The following is a 16,988-nucleotide window of genomic DNA, read 5'->3' on the forward strand; positions in this document are numbered from 1 at the left end:
CAGTCACTCAGCACTGAGCAATTGGCGTTACTTGCTGCTATCCCTGCTATGCAAGAAGCCATTGCCCAGTTACAAGCCCAGGTGCAAACGCTGCTACCCCCATCATCTGACTTCATACCCCCAGGCTGGGATGCCGAGGTTTGGCGATCGCTGCCCCCACAAGACAAGCGCCACTTTCGGTTTATGTTCCGTCGCCGCAATTTCCGCCCCTCACAGCAAGGTCAAGCTGAACCTGTGGCACTACCCTCTGTCACCGTTGAGCAGTTGAAGGAACAGCAACGGGCTGAAGTAGCCCAGTTAGTCGGTGAAGTATCGCCCGAACAGAAAAGAGAAGTTCAGTTAGTCAAACAAGAGATTTTGAGGCAGTTCTGGTCACAAGCGCCAGATGAAGATGTGCCGTTTTAAACTTACCAATTTCTGCAAATATATAAGGTGAAATATGAGCAGCATTGCATCTACTGAGAAATTCTCTGTCCTAGTCATTCTGCGCCGAGAGTACCTTGACATCACTGGTAATTACTGCGCCGCCAAGCTGATTGAGTATTTCCGGCACTGGACAAAGTGGAAAATGAAAAATCACCGTACTCCCTGGATTTACCAGCCTCTTAAGCGGATTTACGCTGACCTAATGGGTGAGCATAGCCTTCATGTGATTCGGGCTGCGATCGCACGACTTGAGGAGATGGGTATTATCGAGAAGCAGAAGAATCCTGGTAACGGACAGGATAGAACTTGGCAGTATAAATTAAACTTTGAGGCACTAAATCGGCTACTTGAGGTTGGGAGAGGCAAAACTGAACATTCCAGGTTCAATAGCGAACAACACCACAGAAACCAACCTCAAACTTCAAAACCACAACAACACACTGCTGTTGAGCCTTCTAAAAGTGAGGAACTGGAAAACGAGAATTTGGAGTGTGACCAGGAAGGGTCGAGCCAAACCCCAGAACCAGAGTTACCCCAAGTTACTCGCTACGTTGATGAACCAGAACAGGTTAACTCGACTAACGAGATAGACCATCATGAGGGACACTTTTCCGCCGCCCCGGTTGCGTCGAATTTTCACTCCTGTGATGATGATTACACCGAACCACAAGAAAAATCAGTACAGCCCAGTCAGCAGGAGGTTCAGGAGGTATTGCAGGAGTTACGGGAAATTCCTTGTACCCCTCAGTTTCGGTTAAATGGGGAGATTCAGCGCACTGTCAAACGGTATTGGGGGAATGTGCCAGGGGCGATCGCTTACTTGAAAGAGGCGGTGCGGACTTGGAAAGGGGTCAAATCACCGGAGGCTGTGTTTGTGGCTGCTTGTAAAGAGGGACGGAAGCCGGAGGTGCAGCAGGCTAAAACTGGTGCGATCGCTTGGTTCGACTGGGCGCGGAAAAACAGGATTGTGATTGCGATGTCAGGGGAAGTTGTGTACACGCCGGATGGGGAGGCGGTGGCACTGGCGGAAATGATGCGGCGGTATCCGGTGGGGGAGTAGGGTTCTGGATTTGCCGGAAATCTTGAAACAGTTGAGTGAAGATCACGTAAATTTTTATATTACTGGTAGTGTATGTCGCTATAGTTACAATGTCTTGCCCAAAACGTGACCTGAAAGCTGGATTTTGCTACCATGTTACTGTCCGGTGCAATAACAGGGAATTTCGCCTAACACGCTTGGAATACCGTGAAGTCTTTCTCTATGCTATTAAGAAGGCACAGGATAAATATGGGTTTAAGCTTTATCTGACTTTTCACGGGAAGTTAAAATGTTGCATTAATTAACCACAGAGGCACAAAGACACAGAGATAGATGAGAAATTTTATTGCACTATTTTAGCCTTGCCACGCCAGTAGGGTGTGTTAGCGATCGCGTAACGCACCTTACTAGCTTTATATTCAGAATAAAAAATTGGAGTGTAAGTAAGAAACTAATGACTAATGAAAACACCTGTTCAGATAACAATAGTGAGAACTCTCACGTTATAACATTTATTTCAGATATGAGTCTTAAATCTCATCTTGTATTCAGTCAATGGAGTAATTACTCTCCAGTTCATATTTATTCAGCTTTTTATTTTGCTAATATGAGCAAACATCTTGAAGAAAAATATCAAACAGAGTGTGTAACAAGACAGCAAAAAGACAAAATTACTATTAAAGACAAGTATGTTAATCAGCATAGAGCTTGTGTAACATCTGCAATTTTTGCTTCTGTAGCATTTTTGGAAGCAACAATTAATGAGCTATTTTCAGAAATAGTAGAATTCCCTGATGGATACTATGCAAACCAACTCGATTCTGATACTAAATCAAAAATGAAAAAGCTATGGACAGAAGAAGATATTTCTTATGAGCGCACACTAGAAAAATTTCACAAAGTTTTAAGTGTAGCCGGAAAGCAAGCTTTAGATAAAGGTAGTTCACCTTATCAAGACATCAACTTCTTGATCAAAATACGTAACGTCTTAATGCACTACAAACCGCAAATGATTATACAAAGCTCAGATTTTGAACCAATACCAATAACAAAAAAGTTTAATGAATTAAATTTTCATGCTTTGGAATCAGCAAATAAATTTCCTCAAAATCCTCTATTTGAAGAATACAGTCCTTATTTTCCTGACAGATGTTTGGGATATGGTTGCGCTCAATGGGCTGCTAATTCAAGTGTAAAATTTGTTAAAAAGTTTTACAATACATTGGGAGTAGAACCACATCCTGCGCTTGATACTTATGGAAATATTGCAGATTTTTCTGGAATAATCTGCCCATAAATTATTACGGTGCGTTAGTTATATGATAACGCACCACGAAAAATACAAAAAGCAGCAAAATCAAAAAAAATTAATTTCCAAATGATTCGGCTTGGTTTAGGAAAATATCAAATTTTTGGTTAATGAATTCCAACCCTTTTATAGTATTTTTGTCCTTAATTTTCTGACGGTAATTATTATATGTTAAATCCCATCCATCCTGAAATCCTTCTTTAGCTAAATTTGGATAAGATTTTTCAATTTCTACTAACATTTGATTTAATACAGTCTCATTTTTACTTTGTAATTCAATGATAATTTTACACAGTAAACAAAGGTCTAAATCAGTGGCTTTATTACTTGTATTAATGTAATTTTTAATAAAATCTGCTGGAGATAAGTTAGGTTCAGATAACATGGTAGCTAATTTTACACCATAAAATTCAAAATCAAAATTTTCTTTGTTAGACATGATAAATCCTGTATTCAAAACTATTGAATAGTATACAATATTTAAATGTTCAAAAGCCTTAATTGCTCTTTTCCAGTCAGCTTAAGAATAAGAAGAATTTGTTAAAGAAATCAGTGATAATACACCTTGTGATTTTTGTATATACTCTTTTGCTTGGCTTCTGTTATAAGTTGTATAATTCCCCCTAATAATTTGCTAAGTTTTATATTGTTGAAAATAAATAAAAAAAAATATAATCATAAATAAATTTAGATTATATTAATTATGACTCTCCCAGACTTGGGTTGATAAATTAACACTAAAAAATGGCTCAAACGATTGATATAACAAGGTTTCGCTAAAATAAAATCAAGTATTTAATAAAAAATTACTTTATTACTCTTGAATCCCAGACTATGTAAGAATTTAACCTGATATTAAGTATTAATTTGTTATAGCTAGTCTAGGAGAGCCTTAATTATTTTGGTAAAAAAAGTAATATCCTGCTTAGTAGCCATGACATTAAAATCTTGAGAGTTTTGTTGCTACGGACTGCTCTAGCTAATAATAGACCAAGGAAAGAATAATATACTTTAATAAAAATACGTCCTAGAGCATTTTTTACCAAATAGTTATCTCTAAAATTTCTATATTTAGAAACTTCTTCAGCGTAAGGAGTGCCAAATGTTGCAGTAGCAACAAAACAATCTCCTGATGTATTTGATTTTAAATTTGATGTGCTGGATGTATTTACATTGGTAGTTTTTGGAGTAATTTTAGGTTCATTATCCTCTATGGTATTGTTATCTAACTTTATGATCACTTGTCGTCTTTCGTCCAAATTAATTAAACAATTATCTGGATTAGAATCAATTCCTATACACTCAACATCCCACTGATCTTGCATTGAGTTAAAAACTTGCATGAAATTATGACCTATCCATAAATCCTCACTACCACAACTGACAGCAAAGAATCTAGATTCATCATCAGTTCTTGTTTTTCTATAAGCCGCAAAACAAGATTTACAACAAACAATAACTTCTTCTAGGTATTCTTTGATAGTTGCATAATCAGCAAGTTGAGAATAAGGATGACCATGTATTTGTATAACTGGAATTAAATACCAAGTTTTATAAACTGGTATATCTCGATTTGGCTCTAGAGTAGCACCAACTGATTTATATTCATCCACAGGTATAAGTTGCATAAAAGTACCATCATCAGGGAATATTTGGGTTATACAAGTCGCTTTTAGAATTTTTTTCCCTTTTTTTCTGAAGATTTCTGTTATATCTTCGTAGCTTTTGTTATGGTTCATACAATTACTCTAGGCTGTAATGATATTTTTTGTAAAATTTATACTTAATAGAATATAATACCACTTAATCAATAGATTTACATAAAATTTTCGGTTCTTGCGTAGATTTGATGGTAATTGAGGATTGATGACAACAAAACTTTTATGGGGTAAGCATTCTAAACGATTATGTCCAATATTTTCAATGAAAAGCCCACACAATAAGGCTTTCAAAGATTTTGAACTGAGTTTTCCATAAAAAGTACCGAAGAACCAAATTTTCTAAATTTGTATTGCGTTTTATTAAAAACTGCAAAAAGTATGTGAATTTGATTAGTAATATGTCTAAACCTAAGTTTTACCTTCTCAAAAATTTAATAAGGGGTAAAAGTTAGTTCTTTTATCCTTTCCTCATCAAAATCTATTTCTGCGTCTTTCCCGTCTAGATAATCCTCATAATCTTGAAAGATATATATAACCTTTTTGTGCATACTTTTCTACGTAACTGAACCGTATTGGTTTACATGAAATAGAAATGTAAATGCTGTGTATAGGACTAATATTTGATTTTTGAAATACACGTAGTGGCGTGGCAAGACTAAAATGTTTCATTAGAATTATCTGTTTCTTGGGGTTCAAATACTGGATAAAGATGTTTAAGTTTGACACGAGCATCATCAGTAGTAAAATGCCAAATTACCTTACTGGTGGTGGAGTTACGCTCTTGTTGGTAAGGTGGGAGCAATCGCTGCAAGAGCAGACCAAAAAATCAGTACAGCCAAGTCAGGAGGAGGTTCAGGAGGTATTGCAGCAGCTACGGGACATTCCCTGTACCCCGCAGTTTCGGTTAAACGGGGAGATTCAGCGCACAGTCAGGCGGTATTGGCAGAATGTGCCGGGTGCGATCGCTTACTTGAAAGAGGCAGTACGGACTTGGAAAGGCGTGAAGTCACCGGAGGCTGTGTTTGTTGCGGCTTGTAAGGAGGGTCGGAAACCGGAATCCGCACAGGCCAAGTCGGAGGTGGCTGCTTGGTTTGAGTGGGCAAGACGGCAAAGGATTGTGATTGCGATGTCAGGGGAGGTCGTGTACACGCCCGATGGTGAGGCTGTGGCGTTGACCGAGATGATGCGGCGGTTTCCGGTACAGGAACCATAGCGTCAGCTATTAATCAGTAGTATATCTTAATACCTGTTCCCATTTTCAAAGTTACGCAGTATGTACCGTAATTCCTTGAGCGTTGATAGATTGGATAGATTCTGTACCTTTATTTGAAAAACGTCAGCAACTAGTCGGTTACTGACACAGGAATACGTATGAAAAAGATTCGCTTTTCACTAGTAGCACTAACTGTAGGAATTGGGTTGCTATTAATATTGGCCACTGCAATGGCTTACCGCCAATGGCAGGCTACAACACAAGGATGGTGTGTCCGTTACACTCCTGATAATAAGCAGCAGGTTTTATACGGTGATGATTGTACTAAGTGAATTTTGTAAAGAGATTGCGGTAATTAACTTACCTTCTGCGTCAATGACCCCTAACAGAAGTATTATTAAGCGAGTGTAAGGACAAATGTAAACACTTTAAGCGCTTCACAATAAGTTTAAATAGAATGTTGCTTTCTTCACAGGTTCTTTAAGCTAATTTCATTACTTTTATCATTGGAATAACAGCATTAATGATTGATACTAAAGACATAATTTAAGGATAGATAGTTTTTTGTAAGCACTACTATCATATTCACTGGTTCAATCTAGCCAAGCTAATAAGGAATTTTAGATGAAGAAGATAACAAATACTAATTCAGCAGGAGGTGCAATTAGAAGACAAGTAAGAAATACTATAGGTCGATTAACTTTAACAGGAATAATTAGTTTTGGGATTGGTGGGGCAGTTACCTTCGACCGTTATAATAACTATTGGAATCAAACAATATTTCGTGTTCAAACTGTTGATTTCAATATTTTATCTCATACTTTACCAACTAAACTATCCTATGCTCTTCTTAAAAAGCAGCCAGAAGAAGTACAGCGTACATTAGATAGTAATTATAGTTTATTTGGTTTGATAGTTACAGATTCTAGTGGACAGAAAATTGTTGCTTATTCAGGTAAAAATTCTGGAAAATCTTCATCTTGGAAAGCAGCACTAGATCCACAGCAATTACAAAGTCATCCTTATGATCTATTACTTGACCCTCCACCTGTATATGCACAGTGGACTTATAGTAAACCTCAAGCAACTGAACGTACTGCAACCAAGTTCACTAACCAAGGTCGTGTTATAGGCAGAGTTTACTACGTTAGGGGTGTAAGACCGACATTTCAAGAGGATATGATTACATTATTAAATCATCCTTTTTCTGGAAGTAGTAGGATTCAAACTTACACCACAAGTCTTATAGCTTGTTTTGGGGCTACTTTGCTTATCTGGAGTGGCTTGGAGTTTATTCTTTATAGAAAACGGGTTGATCAAGAAAAAGCACAGCGTGAAGCAAAACTGGCGGAAGAAAGACAAGAGGACTTAATAAATAACAACCAAATTTTACAAGTTCAATTAAAAGAGAGAATTGATGAACTTCAATTATTACAAAAACAAATAAATGATGAACGTAATCAGTTTGAGGAAGAAGCTGATAAATTCAATAAATTAAATAACAAGCTCCAACAAGAAATTGTTAAGTTAACAGAGTCTCTAAGAGACATATCAGTAAAATTTGATAAAGATGAAGAATTGAAAAAACAATTAATAAACTTAAAAAAATCAGTATCAGAATATGAAGAACGAGAAAACCTCTTAAAAAAACTTGCTAACGAAGCAAAAGATAAATCAGAAAATTTAGCTATTGAAATTGCAAGTCTTGAAAAAGAGTTGCTAGATAATCATCCTTTAAATGATTTTGAAACTTCTATTTTAAACTCTCTTCAACAAAACTTTCCAGACAAAAAAGTTTTTGTGCAGTTTGATGTCGCTAATGGCAATAAAGCAAGTATGTGTACAGATTTTATAGTTGTTATGAATAACTGCTGTATTGTTATAGAAGCTAAACATTACTTAGGAAAAATTCAATCAATCGGTTATCCACGTAATACTGGGTGGGTCTGTAAAACGAATACACAAACAAAAAATATTCGTGCTTGCTGGGGTAGAAATCCTTATGAACAGGTTTGGACGTATAGTGTTTCTTTATATGGAAGAGTTAGAATATCAAATGAAAATAAGCTTCCTGTATATGGAATCGTTATCTTTCCAACTGGTTCATTTATTGATGATAACATCAAATCTAATATAAGTCGTTTTTACAGAGTTACAACTTTAGATAATTTGAAAACTACTATTCAAGACTTAGAAAATAAAGCTAGGTTTAAAAATCGAACTGGATTAGCATATCAGCAAATTTTAGAACAACTAACAGGTATATTTAATAAACAATCAGCTTAATCGTAAATCTAGGTGCTTTTTATCATGTTTCATTCTAAAAATATTCAGATTTATATAAATTTTTTTACAATTATTGGTGTTTTAGCTTTATTCAGTTGTAGTTCTCGTGAACCTATAAAAGTCACATCAACAGCTTCACCAATATCTTCTATTAGTAAAACTGAAGAACAGAAATTAAAAGCCACGACTTTAACTATTGGTATTCTCAGCCCACCAAAATACTACCAAGGATTAGCTAATTATCTCAAGCAGCAATTTGGTAATAAAGTCCAAATAGTTATTGATGGTGATGAAAAACTTTCTTATGAAGAAGCTAGAAAAAGAATGATTAATAAGGAATGGGATATTGCCTTTCCTCAATCACCAATGCTTTCAATAGCTGCCAAAAATAACGGTTATTCTTATGCAGCCCGAATGTTTCCTGATAGTCCACCATATTATCAAGCTACATTATTCACAAAAGCTAATAGTCCTATTAAATCCATTAGCGATTTAAAACCAACACATACTATTGCTATGGGTGATTTTAATTCAGCATCTAGTTTTTATGTAGCTGCTTATGACTTATATGGTAAAACCCTAAAAGTAAATATGGGTCATAAATCATCTAAAATCAAAGAATTGGTAAAAACTGGAAAAGCTGATGTAGGTGCAGCAGCATATATAGCTGTTAAAAATGACGAAAATTTAAGAATTATTCATTTAAGTAAACTAATTCCTGGTGGTAATGTTTATTTATCACCTAAACTTTCTGAATCTGATCGCCAGATTATCACAAAAATATTATTAAATGCCCCAGCAGATATTAGAAAAGATGCTAATTATGGTGCTGGTCAAGAACATGATTATTCACAACTATTAAAAATATCTGAACGAACAGAAAAAATTTTAGAGTGCAATCCTTTTGCAAAAAATCCAGTTGATTTTTTCTGTGGTAATAAACCTAAAATAATGCCTGATACTCCTGGCAAGATATTAGAAATATTAGGTAAAATTAATGGGTGGACTAAAAAAGGTGAATTTGAATCTTTTAAACTATTAGGAGATAAGAATAAAGTTTATGAAGTAATTATACCAGAAAAGATTTTTAATCAAATTCCTGATGCTCCTAATTCCATTTCTATACAAGGTCAAAATGTCAAAATCATTAATGTTACACCACAAGAACAAGGGGGAATAATTCAATTAAAAGTTACAGAACCCAATCAATTTATTGTACTCAAGGATATATCTCAATCTTCTACAGACTCAAATTATCAGGTTAAACAAATTGATGATGGTGATACAATTACCGTCAATGATACATCCAATCAAGAAATCAGAGTGCGATTTGCTTGTATAGATACCGCAGAAACACCTAAATCTGATGCAGACAAGAATACTGATAACCCTGCTGACAAGAATCAGTTTTTATGGGGTAATAGAGCCAAAGAACGGCTAGAATCCATCATCAAAGTTGGAGATCAGGTAAAACTAAATATCGTCGATACTGATCGCTATGGGCGCAAAGTTGCTGAGGTACGCTTAGGGGATGGTACTTTTGTACAACAAATACTAGTGAAAGAAGGGTTAGCGATGGTTTATCGTCAATACCTGAAAAACTGTGCTAGTGCTGATATTGTGGAACAGGCTGAAGCTGAGGCTAAACAACAACGTCTCAATATTTGGGCAGATTCACAATTTACTGCTCCTTGGGACTGGCGATCGCGCAAAAGAGCCGCCAAAAAAAGTTAACTTAAAAACCCTGTTACCACCAATGTCTAAACCACCTTCTCAATATTTTGCCATCACTGCATTAGTACCAGTGCTGCTACTATCGCAATTACAACAAGATACACAGCAACAGACCACCACTGGTAAACAGCTAAATGAACAAGGAATCTTAGCAGTTAGCTGGGTACAACAGTCTGGAGAATACAGAGCTTTAGCTTATCAAGCATACAATATAGCTAAATTTACTTTTGATACAGCCAAATCAAAAAAGATATCTCGCCCCGCCGTCATTGTTGATATTGACGAGACAGTTTTGGATAATAGCCCCTATCAAGCAGGGTTATTAGATAGTGATAATGGTTTTGAACTTAGTACATGGAATCAATGGATTAAAGTCGAAAAAGCTAAGGCTGTACCGGGAGCAGTTGAATTTGTTAATTATGTAAATAAGAATGGGGGTAAGGTATTTTTTATTTCTAATCGAGATGAAAAGAGTATTAAAACTTCTAAAAATAACGATTTAGAGATAGCTACTATCAATAATTTAAAAGCAGTAGGATTTACTGGAGTTAATGAACAGACAGTATTGTTAAAGGGGGAGTTTACCAAAAAGATTGACGGCAAAGAAAATACGTCTAAACAATGGCGAGTAGATGCTGTTAAAAATGGCAGTGCTGATGGAAAAAAATATACAATAGTCTCCTTAATTGGTGATACCCTCAATGACTTTGATGAAGCTGTAGGCAAGAATAATCCACAACGTCGTGATCATGTAGACAGTAATCGTAACTCTTACGGTATGTTAAGTATTACAGATAAAGGAGTTGTTAAACCTGCTTATATTGCAATACCTAATCCTATGTATGGTAACTGGGAGACAGGGTTATATAATCCAAAGGTATTTAACAAACAAAATCCTTTTGAAATGACAGCCCAAGAAAAAAATCAACAACGCAGAGAATCTTTAAATCGCTGGTCGGTAAAGTAAGCCGAAACTAAAGTGATTCTTGATAATTATTATAGATATGAAGTTTTTATTACCTAGTTTACTGAGTTTAGTCTTCTGTTGTGCCGGATTGGAGGGGGCGGAAGGGGCAACTGGAAGCTTGGGAAGGGCGGGGGTGAGAGAAGTTGATGACATGAGCTAGGTGCGATCGCTGGTCTTTCCACTATTAAAACTGCTCTGAAAAAGAACTAGAGCAATATGATTGCTTATTTTAAAGAAGCGATACGGGTATGGAAAGGAATCAAGTCACCGGAGGCTGTGTTTGTGGCTGCTTGCTTGTAAGGAGGGAGGAAACTGAAGCACAACAGGCTAAATTTAGTACGATCTAAACTGAGGCTTGCAGCAAAGAGTGGAGTATTTGGAGTTACGCTTTATTATCTACTACTATCTCCCTCTAAAACCTTTTGTTGTGTTTATGCTTTTTGGTTAACTTTAAATACCTTGTTTTGCCTAAAATTTGATTCCGCGCTTTTTCAATAAAGCTTTTATGTACTTATCTTTAATTGCAACATTATATAGCTCTTGGTTATAGCAATTTATTTCATTTATAAATTTTTTTGAAGATTCAAAAAAATTTTGCATTATATTTTGATTTGGAATAATATTATCGAAATATATTTTTGAAATACCTACAACATTGTTTAGAATTTCTTGAGGATCAATATTTAGCTCTGGAAAGTCATTCTTAATATTGACGTAAAAGTATTCAAGCATACTATATATCCTCACTAATGGATGAGGATGTGAGTATTGCTTTATATAAAAATCTTGCTTATCAATAGTACATTCTGAATCGATTGGATTTGTAAGTCCGAAATAAAATAGATTTTTAGTAATTACTATGCTTGCTAAGGCAATGTATAACATACATTTAAATTTTTCGTTGTTTTTATCATTTAGGCTACTATACACACTGAATGTATACTTAAGTACCTCAAAAGATGCCATCCTATCTGCATCAAATTCCCGTGCATGTTTTTTCAAACTAAAACCATTTTTGTCCAAATTTTCGGAGTACAAAAAGTTTTTGCTTATCTTAAAGCTATTGAACTGTAATATATGTTGAAATTCATGACTAAAAGTATATTGAATTGAGCAGTTTAGCATAAACTCATCAAACTTAAAGTTCTGATCTTCATAGAGATCAACATAAGCATCTGAAATAGATTGTTCGTTAATAAATCCAATACATATAATGTTTGAGAAGTATTTGTCATCAAACTTATTTTTCATTAATATAGGGTATCCATTCGTAATCCCTATAATATTATAATCCTCGATTTTTCCTGCAAAAGCATTGCATCTGTAGTAGTCTTCACTTATATAAAAAACACAATTATCTAAACAAAATATATCAGCATAAGACTGATATAAATCCTTGAATTTTTCTTCAAAATACTTATAGGTAATTATCAAATCTGCATCTGAATCTTCATAGTCGAAGGCGCGTTTAATTATCCCTTCCCTGATAGAAATTTCTTTAATATCTTTCATACGTTCTTGTGGTTAATTTTGCATTATAGCTATCTATTATACGAAAAGTTTATGTATAATTTTTTTCTAAATCCTAATATATCAAGCATTACAGATCACTTCTTTCTGGATATACGTAAAACTTCTTTTTTAAACGAACCTATCCTACTAATATCAGTAATGTGATAGTCTGCTGATTGAGGAACAATGATCTATCACAGTTTGGCTGGATGCCGCCGTACAGCAGGCGACCAACACTCAAGCGATCGCGCACCTACAACGCCATCGGTTGCAACAACCTCTGCCACAACCGCGTGTACCTTTGCTGATCATCCGTGGTTCTCACAGCCAGAGCGATCGCTTTCTTAGAACCAACGACAATCGCCAACTTCCTCGCACGGGTTAAACCAGTGTAAAATAGATTACGCGACAGCATTATAAAATGTTGCATGAAAAGTGGGAATATCACCACCGGAAACTCGCCCCCTTGCGCTTTATGACATGAAATCGCAAATGCAAGCATAATCTCGTTCAAATCCGCGTAATCATACACCACAGCCCGACCACCATACTCAACCGTAACCTCCTGTTCCTCCGTATCGATACTCAGGATATTCCCCAAATCCCCGTTAAAAACCTCACGATCGTAATCATTCATCTGCTGTATGACGCGATCGCCCACCCGAAGAATCATTCCGCCCCGGCTAATCTCCACCTTTCCCGGTGCAGGCGGATTGATCAGCTGCTGCAAAACAGCATTCAAATTTCGAGTACCCACCAACCCCCGCGACATCGGAGATAGCACTTGCACATCCGTAGCTGGGTTAAAGCCCAGCCGGGGGATATACTCACTCACCAACTCGCAGATTGCCTGTACCCCATGCTCTGGACTGTGACCGCCACCATGCCATAAGCAGTCCGACTGTGGATTGTCGCTGATCGGTTCCATAGTCGGGTAATCACCCTGATTGATTTGGTGCGCTGCCGTGACGATCGCACTTTGCCGGGCTTGGCGGAATACTTGCGTTAGCTTCACCACTGGTACTTGCAGTGAAGTAATCAAATCTGCCAGCACTTTGCCAGGGCCGACTGAGGGTAGTTGGTCGATATCTCCCACTAGCAATAATTGTTTTCCCTCCTTCACAGCTTTCACTAAGGAATACGCCAGAAACAGGTCTAACATCGAAGCTTCATCAGCAATAACTGCGTCACAATCTAAGGGATTCTCATTGTCCCTTTTAAAACCCATTGAGCGCGGGTCAAACTCCAGCAAGCGGTGTATCGTCTTCGCTTCCAGACCCGTCATCTCGGATAATCTCTGCGCTGCCCTTCCTGTCGGTGCAGCCAGGGCAATGCTTTTACCCATCGCCTTCCATAATGAGACTATAGTATGTGTAGTGAAAGTCTTGCCCACCCCAGGCCCACCAGTCAGCACCATCACGGGAGAATACGCCGCCATCTCTACCGCTTGCTGCTGTTGGGGTGATAGCTCAATCTTGCGGCTGGACATGAATCGCTCTAGCCAAGCACGAACACGGGGGATATCTTGTGTTACCTGCTGGCGTAACCGTCGAGATATTAACTGTGCTAAATTCTGCTCGGTGTGAAAGAATGTGGGTTTGTAGCAGAGTAATAACTTCTCGCCGTAGCTGTCCCTGACAAATTCTCGGATGAGTTCTTCTCTGGCTGACATCTGTTTGATTATATCCGCGATCGCATCCTCTGTCGGCTGATGGTCATCGGTTGCCAACAACTTGCTGACTTTCTCAATGAGTTCCGGCTGCGGCAAATAGCAGTGGCCATCCTCAGCAGCTTCACTCAATGCGTGGATAATGCCGGCGCTGTACCGGAACTCTGAGCAGGAGGGGACACCAAGGTTTCGCGCAATCTTATCGGCGGTGAGAAAGCCAATCCCGTAGATGTCGGTGGCTAGCTGGTACGGGTTGGCGGTGACGGTGGCGATCGCCCTATCTTGGTATTGCTTGAAAATTTTTACCGCATAGGTGGTTGATACACCGTGGGTTTGCAAGAATACCATCACCTCTTTGATCGCTTTTTGCGTCTCCCAGGCATTCTTGATGAGCTTGATACGTTTCTTGGCGATACCTTGTACTTCGATTAATCTGTCAATTTGATTTTCAATGATATCTAGGGTTTCTAGCCCAAAATGTGCAACGATGCGTTTGGCTGTGACTGGGCCTACTCCTTTGATTAGACCACTGCCCAAGTATTTTTCGATTCCGGTGAGGGTTGCGGGTTTGGTTTCTTGGTAGTTGGTAACATTGAACTGTGGCCCATACTGGGGGTGGTCTTTCCAGAAGCCTGTTAGCTGAAGCGTTTGCCCAGGCTGGATGTTGGCAAAGCTGCCGACGATGGTGGTGAGGTCGGTACTGCGAGTGCGGGTTAAGCGTGCAACAGTATACCCAGATTCCTCTGAGTGGAAGGTCAGGCGCTCGACTACTCCGGTGATGGTTTCGTACTGTGCTTCTGCTTTTGGTTGTGCTGTTGGTAGAGTGGACATTGGGTATCAGAAATGCCGCACACTATTATATATTTGTTGGCGCAACTATCATAGTACGCAAATACTATTTTATTTGTATAGCGATCAGCGTTTGCGGGTAGGTGTTGGGTGTAGTATTAATACATATTAAATTTTAGTGCAGGAAAGATACATTTTCTTAATTCCCTACACCCTACACCCTGCATCCTACTTTCTCTCCTGGTCAATCGCTCTGATTTTCTAACATGGCGATTAGTTCAGACATTCGCATATTTTCATCTGTCCAAACTTGATCTAACAAACGTAAATGCTTCCTAATTAGGTCATTAACTTCTTAGGAAGCTTTAAGCTGGCGCTTGATCAGCCAACCGCTTAGGACAGCTAGTATTACTGTGCCACCAACATTACTCGGCTCCGAAACTGGAGTAGTGTTCTCGACCGCAAGGAAAGTTTGTCCGGTCGTACCAAAAAAGAGGCTTATACCGCCGGACACGGTGGATACTTCAGATGGAGCCGCGTAAGTGAAAGTGTTGACACCAACAGTGAATGGATTTGATGCAATTTGTGAGCCTGTGGCAGTATTAAAACCAGAGTCAAACAAATCGTTAACGATCCTTAAATTGCTACCTAAGCCTTCAAGGGCTGTATTAATACGTGCGTTCTCATCTGGAAAATTAGAATTTTCTCCCAGAAAGAAAATAGAACCACCATTATTCAAGAAATCGCTCAGAGACTCAATCTCGGCAGCAGTGAAGGATTCATCAGGCAAAAAGCTTATAAATAAATCGGCATCAGAAAGTACACTCTCAGTAATTGGGTCGCTTACAATGGTGGATGTTACACCAGGAAGACTGTTGTAGAAACTGTTGAATTCAAACTCAGCATTAGCAACACTACTACTACCGCTATTACTGCTTTGCACAACTACGTTGGTTCCATTTTGCAAGATATTAGTAAAAAATTGTACATTACCTGGATCTACAGGTGTATCAAATGATCCGACCAAAGGATTTACTATGTTAGTATCACCAGATAAGAAAATAGTACCCGCATAAGAAGGTACACTAACGCCTAACGCTAGCATTGCCGAGGCAACGCAGAGCGCTCCTTTGATTGAATTAGACAGATGGATGAGTTGCATGGTTCAAAAATCCTTAAACAGTAAATCTCTTATCTATTTAAGGAAATAAGTATCATAAATGACTTATTGATTAAATTTTTATTTAAGTAGTTTACAGAAAAAATATCATAATTCTTTAACTTAATACAACAATAAAAGTTTGTCAAAACTGAGATTTACAAGGGATTGGATGCAATTATATTTCTTAAATTATTTAATAAAGTTTTTATGAAGTAAGTGTAATTTATTAGTGTGTACACTGAATGCAAACCCACCGAGTAGCAGCAAGAGCCACACTTCCACCATCGGCATCTTCAACTTGTGTTGCAGTTTCGTCAGAGCAATTTCATCTTTGACTTGTGCCAGGTACTGAGCGATCGCACCCCTCCACCTATCGACATCCTCATCCCCCGCAAGACGATAGACATCCTCCACAGTCTGTATTTCCAGCATTGCCAGCACATTCTCTTTCTGCACCGGGGCGGCTACTGAATCAGCACTCCCGGCTGGGTGAGAAAACTGATGTGGCCCGTGTGGTCTAAAGGTCTGTGCCGGGGGGTCTTCGATTAAGTCGTCTAGGTCTAGCTGCATTGTTGTCCGCACCAGCCCCGCAAAGATATCTGTGCTGATCACGGGGCCGTCTGTATCGCTCTGGGCGCGGACATCTTCTAATAATAACTGGGCGCGGGTTTTAAGGATATCGGCGATTTGCGAGAATGCGGCGGCGGCGATCGCCAATTGTGCCTCTACTGACAAAGTTCCCAACTCAGTATCTAAACATGACCATACCGCCGCAAGTGAAGAGGTGGGCGGAGCTTCAGATACCTCATCTAGAATATCCCAGATTGTCAGCTGTTGGTATACGGTCATGGTTAGGGTACAGGGGGCAAGGTGGGCAGTGCATCGCCGTCAGTTATTAGTAGTTATCAGTGGTTAGTTATCAGTTGTTAGCTGTTAGTTATCAGGTGTTAGGTGTCAGCTGTCAGTGGTTAGTTATCAGGTGTTAGGTGTTAGTTGTCAGGTATCAGGTGTTAGTTGTTAGGTATCAGTTGTCAGTTGATAGTTGACAGTTATCAGTTGTTAGTCGTCAGTTGATAGTTGACAGTTATCAGTTATCAGTTGTTAGTCGTCAGTTATCAGTTGTCAGTTGTCAGTTGTTAGTTGTCAATAGTCATGGTACAGGGGAGAAGGACGGACTGTCCTGTAAGGTTACATTTGTGCTAAATGGTTATTTTAATTTTG

13 protein-coding genes and 1 pseudogene are annotated in these 16,988 nt (G+C 38.2%); 8 read left to right on the forward strand and 6 right to left on the reverse strand.

Annotated features, from left to right (window positions below; genetic code table 11):
• From H6G83_RS33125 to H6G83_RS33135, 3 genes and pseudogenes are all read left to right on the forward strand, one after another.
• A pseudogene (locus H6G83_RS33125) lies at positions 1–405 on the forward strand (hypothetical protein); the annotation flags it as partial.
• A 34-nt stretch (positions 406–439) separates the two neighbouring features.
• Positions 440–1,486: a hypothetical protein gene (locus H6G83_RS33130; RefSeq protein ID WP_190480166.1), complete on the forward strand. Its 1,047-nt coding sequence runs from the start codon at positions 440–442 to the stop codon at positions 1,484–1,486.
• 433 nt (positions 1,487–1,919) lie between these two features.
• On the forward strand, positions 1,920–2,762 hold the full coding sequence (locus H6G83_RS33135; RefSeq protein ID WP_190480143.1) for a hypothetical protein: 843 nt from the start codon (positions 1,920–1,922) through the stop codon (positions 2,760–2,762).
• A gap of 70 nt (positions 2,763–2,832) precedes the next feature.
• Here H6G83_RS33135 and H6G83_RS33140 read toward each other — a convergent pair whose 3' ends face one another.
• Both H6G83_RS33140 and H6G83_RS33145 read right to left on the reverse strand, forming a co-directional pair.
• The gene (locus H6G83_RS33140; protein WP_190480144.1) at positions 2,833–3,213 is read right to left on the reverse strand and encodes a hypothetical protein; all 381 of its coding nucleotides are present in this window, start codon (positions 3,211–3,213) and stop codon (positions 2,833–2,835) included.
• A 457-nt stretch (positions 3,214–3,670) separates the two neighbouring features.
• Complete coding sequence (locus H6G83_RS33145) at positions 3,671–4,513, reverse strand: CFI-box-CTERM domain-containing protein (RefSeq protein ID WP_190480146.1); 843 nt, start codon at positions 4,511–4,513, stop codon at positions 3,671–3,673.
• Between the two features lie 667 nt (positions 4,514–5,180).
• On the opposite strand from H6G83_RS33145, the gene H6G83_RS34905 reads away from it, so the two are divergent.
• From H6G83_RS34905 to H6G83_RS33170, 5 genes are all read left to right on the forward strand, one after another.
• On the forward strand, positions 5,181–5,648 hold the full coding sequence (locus H6G83_RS34905; RefSeq protein WP_242044991.1) for a hypothetical protein: 468 nt from the start codon (positions 5,181–5,183) through the stop codon (positions 5,646–5,648).
• A 158-nt stretch (positions 5,649–5,806) separates the two neighbouring features.
• Positions 5,807–5,980, forward strand: coding sequence for a hypothetical protein (locus H6G83_RS33155; RefSeq protein ID WP_190480148.1), 174 nt, complete (start codon positions 5,807–5,809; stop codon positions 5,978–5,980).
• A gap of 292 nt (positions 5,981–6,272) precedes the next feature.
• Positions 6,273–7,934 carry a nuclease-related domain-containing protein gene (locus tag H6G83_RS33160; protein ID WP_190480150.1) on the forward strand — a complete coding sequence of 554 codons (1,662 nt, stop codon included), beginning with the start codon at positions 6,273–6,275 and terminating at the stop codon, positions 7,932–7,934.
• A 12-nt stretch (positions 7,935–7,946) separates the two neighbouring features.
• Positions 7,947–9,668, forward strand: a complete 1,722-nt coding sequence (locus tag H6G83_RS33165; RefSeq protein ID WP_313937703.1) for a PhnD/SsuA/transferrin family substrate-binding protein — start codon at positions 7,947–7,949, stop codon at positions 9,666–9,668.
• 22 nt (positions 9,669–9,690) lie between these two features.
• Positions 9,691–10,635, forward strand: a complete 945-nt coding sequence (locus H6G83_RS33170) for a 5'-nucleotidase, lipoprotein e(P4) family (RefSeq protein WP_190480152.1) — start codon at positions 9,691–9,693, stop codon at positions 10,633–10,635.
• Positions 10,636–11,103: 468 nt separating this feature from the next.
• Here the strand turns inward: H6G83_RS33170 and H6G83_RS33175 are convergent, their stop codons facing one another.
• The 4 genes from H6G83_RS33175 to H6G83_RS33190 form a co-directional block, all read right to left on the reverse strand.
• Positions 11,104–12,147: a hypothetical protein gene (locus H6G83_RS33175; protein ID WP_190480154.1), complete on the reverse strand. Its 1,044-nt coding sequence runs from the start codon at positions 12,145–12,147 to the stop codon at positions 11,104–11,106.
• Between the two features lie 253 nt (positions 12,148–12,400).
• A complete protein-coding gene (recD2, locus tag H6G83_RS33180) occupies positions 12,401–14,647 on the reverse strand; it encodes an SF1B family DNA helicase RecD2 (protein ID WP_190480157.1) in 2,247 nt (748 codons plus the stop codon).
• A 313-nt stretch (positions 14,648–14,960) separates the two neighbouring features.
• A complete protein-coding gene (locus H6G83_RS33185; protein WP_190480158.1) occupies positions 14,961–15,767 on the reverse strand; it encodes a P-loop NTPase family protein in 807 nt (268 codons plus the stop codon).
• Between the two features lie 189 nt (positions 15,768–15,956).
• A complete protein-coding gene (locus tag H6G83_RS33190; RefSeq protein WP_190480160.1) occupies positions 15,957–16,616 on the reverse strand; it encodes a hypothetical protein in 660 nt (219 codons plus the stop codon).
• Positions 16,617–16,988 lie beyond the last annotated feature (372 nt).

This window comes from Anabaena azotica FACHB-119, from assembly GCF_014697625.1.
Lineage (GTDB): Bacteria > Cyanobacteriota > Cyanobacteriia > Cyanobacteriales > Nostocaceae > Trichormus > Trichormus azoticus_A.

What these genes read in the sequence shown, in the direction of transcription:
- H6G83_RS33130 (WP_190480166.1), top strand. Translation starts at nt 440, where the DNA reads ATGAGCAGCATTGCATCTACTGAGAAATTCTCTGTCCTAGTCATTCTG.
- H6G83_RS33135 (WP_190480143.1), top strand. Translation starts at nt 1,920, where the DNA reads ATGACTAATGAAAACACCTGTTCAGATAACAATAGTGAGAACTCTCAC.
- H6G83_RS33140 (WP_190480144.1), bottom strand. Translation starts at nt 3,213, where the DNA reads ATGTCTAACAAAGAAAATTTTGATTTTGAATTTTATGGTGTAAAATTA.
- H6G83_RS33145 (WP_190480146.1), bottom strand. Translation starts at nt 4,513, where the DNA reads ATGAACCATAACAAAAGCTACGAAGATATAACAGAAATCTTCAGAAAA.
- H6G83_RS34905 (WP_242044991.1), top strand. Translation starts at nt 5,181, where the DNA reads ATGCCAAATTACCTTACTGGTGGTGGAGTTACGCTCTTGTTGGTAAGG.
- H6G83_RS33155 (WP_190480148.1), top strand. Translation starts at nt 5,807, where the DNA reads ATGAAAAAGATTCGCTTTTCACTAGTAGCACTAACTGTAGGAATTGGG.
- H6G83_RS33160 (WP_190480150.1), top strand. Translation starts at nt 6,273, where the DNA reads ATGAAGAAGATAACAAATACTAATTCAGCAGGAGGTGCAATTAGAAGA.
- H6G83_RS33170 (WP_190480152.1), top strand. Translation starts at nt 9,691, where the DNA reads ATGTCTAAACCACCTTCTCAATATTTTGCCATCACTGCATTAGTACCA.
- H6G83_RS33175 (WP_190480154.1), bottom strand. Translation starts at nt 12,147, where the DNA reads ATGAAAGATATTAAAGAAATTTCTATCAGGGAAGGGATAATTAAACGC.
- recD2 (WP_190480157.1), bottom strand. Translation starts at nt 14,647, where the DNA reads ATGTCCACTCTACCAACAGCACAACCAAAAGCAGAAGCACAGTACGAA.
- H6G83_RS33185 (WP_190480158.1), bottom strand. Translation starts at nt 15,767, where the DNA reads ATGCAACTCATCCATCTGTCTAATTCAATCAAAGGAGCGCTCTGCGTT.
- H6G83_RS33190 (WP_190480160.1), bottom strand. Translation starts at nt 16,616, where the DNA reads ATGACCGTATACCAACAGCTGACAATCTGGGATATTCTAGATGAGGTA.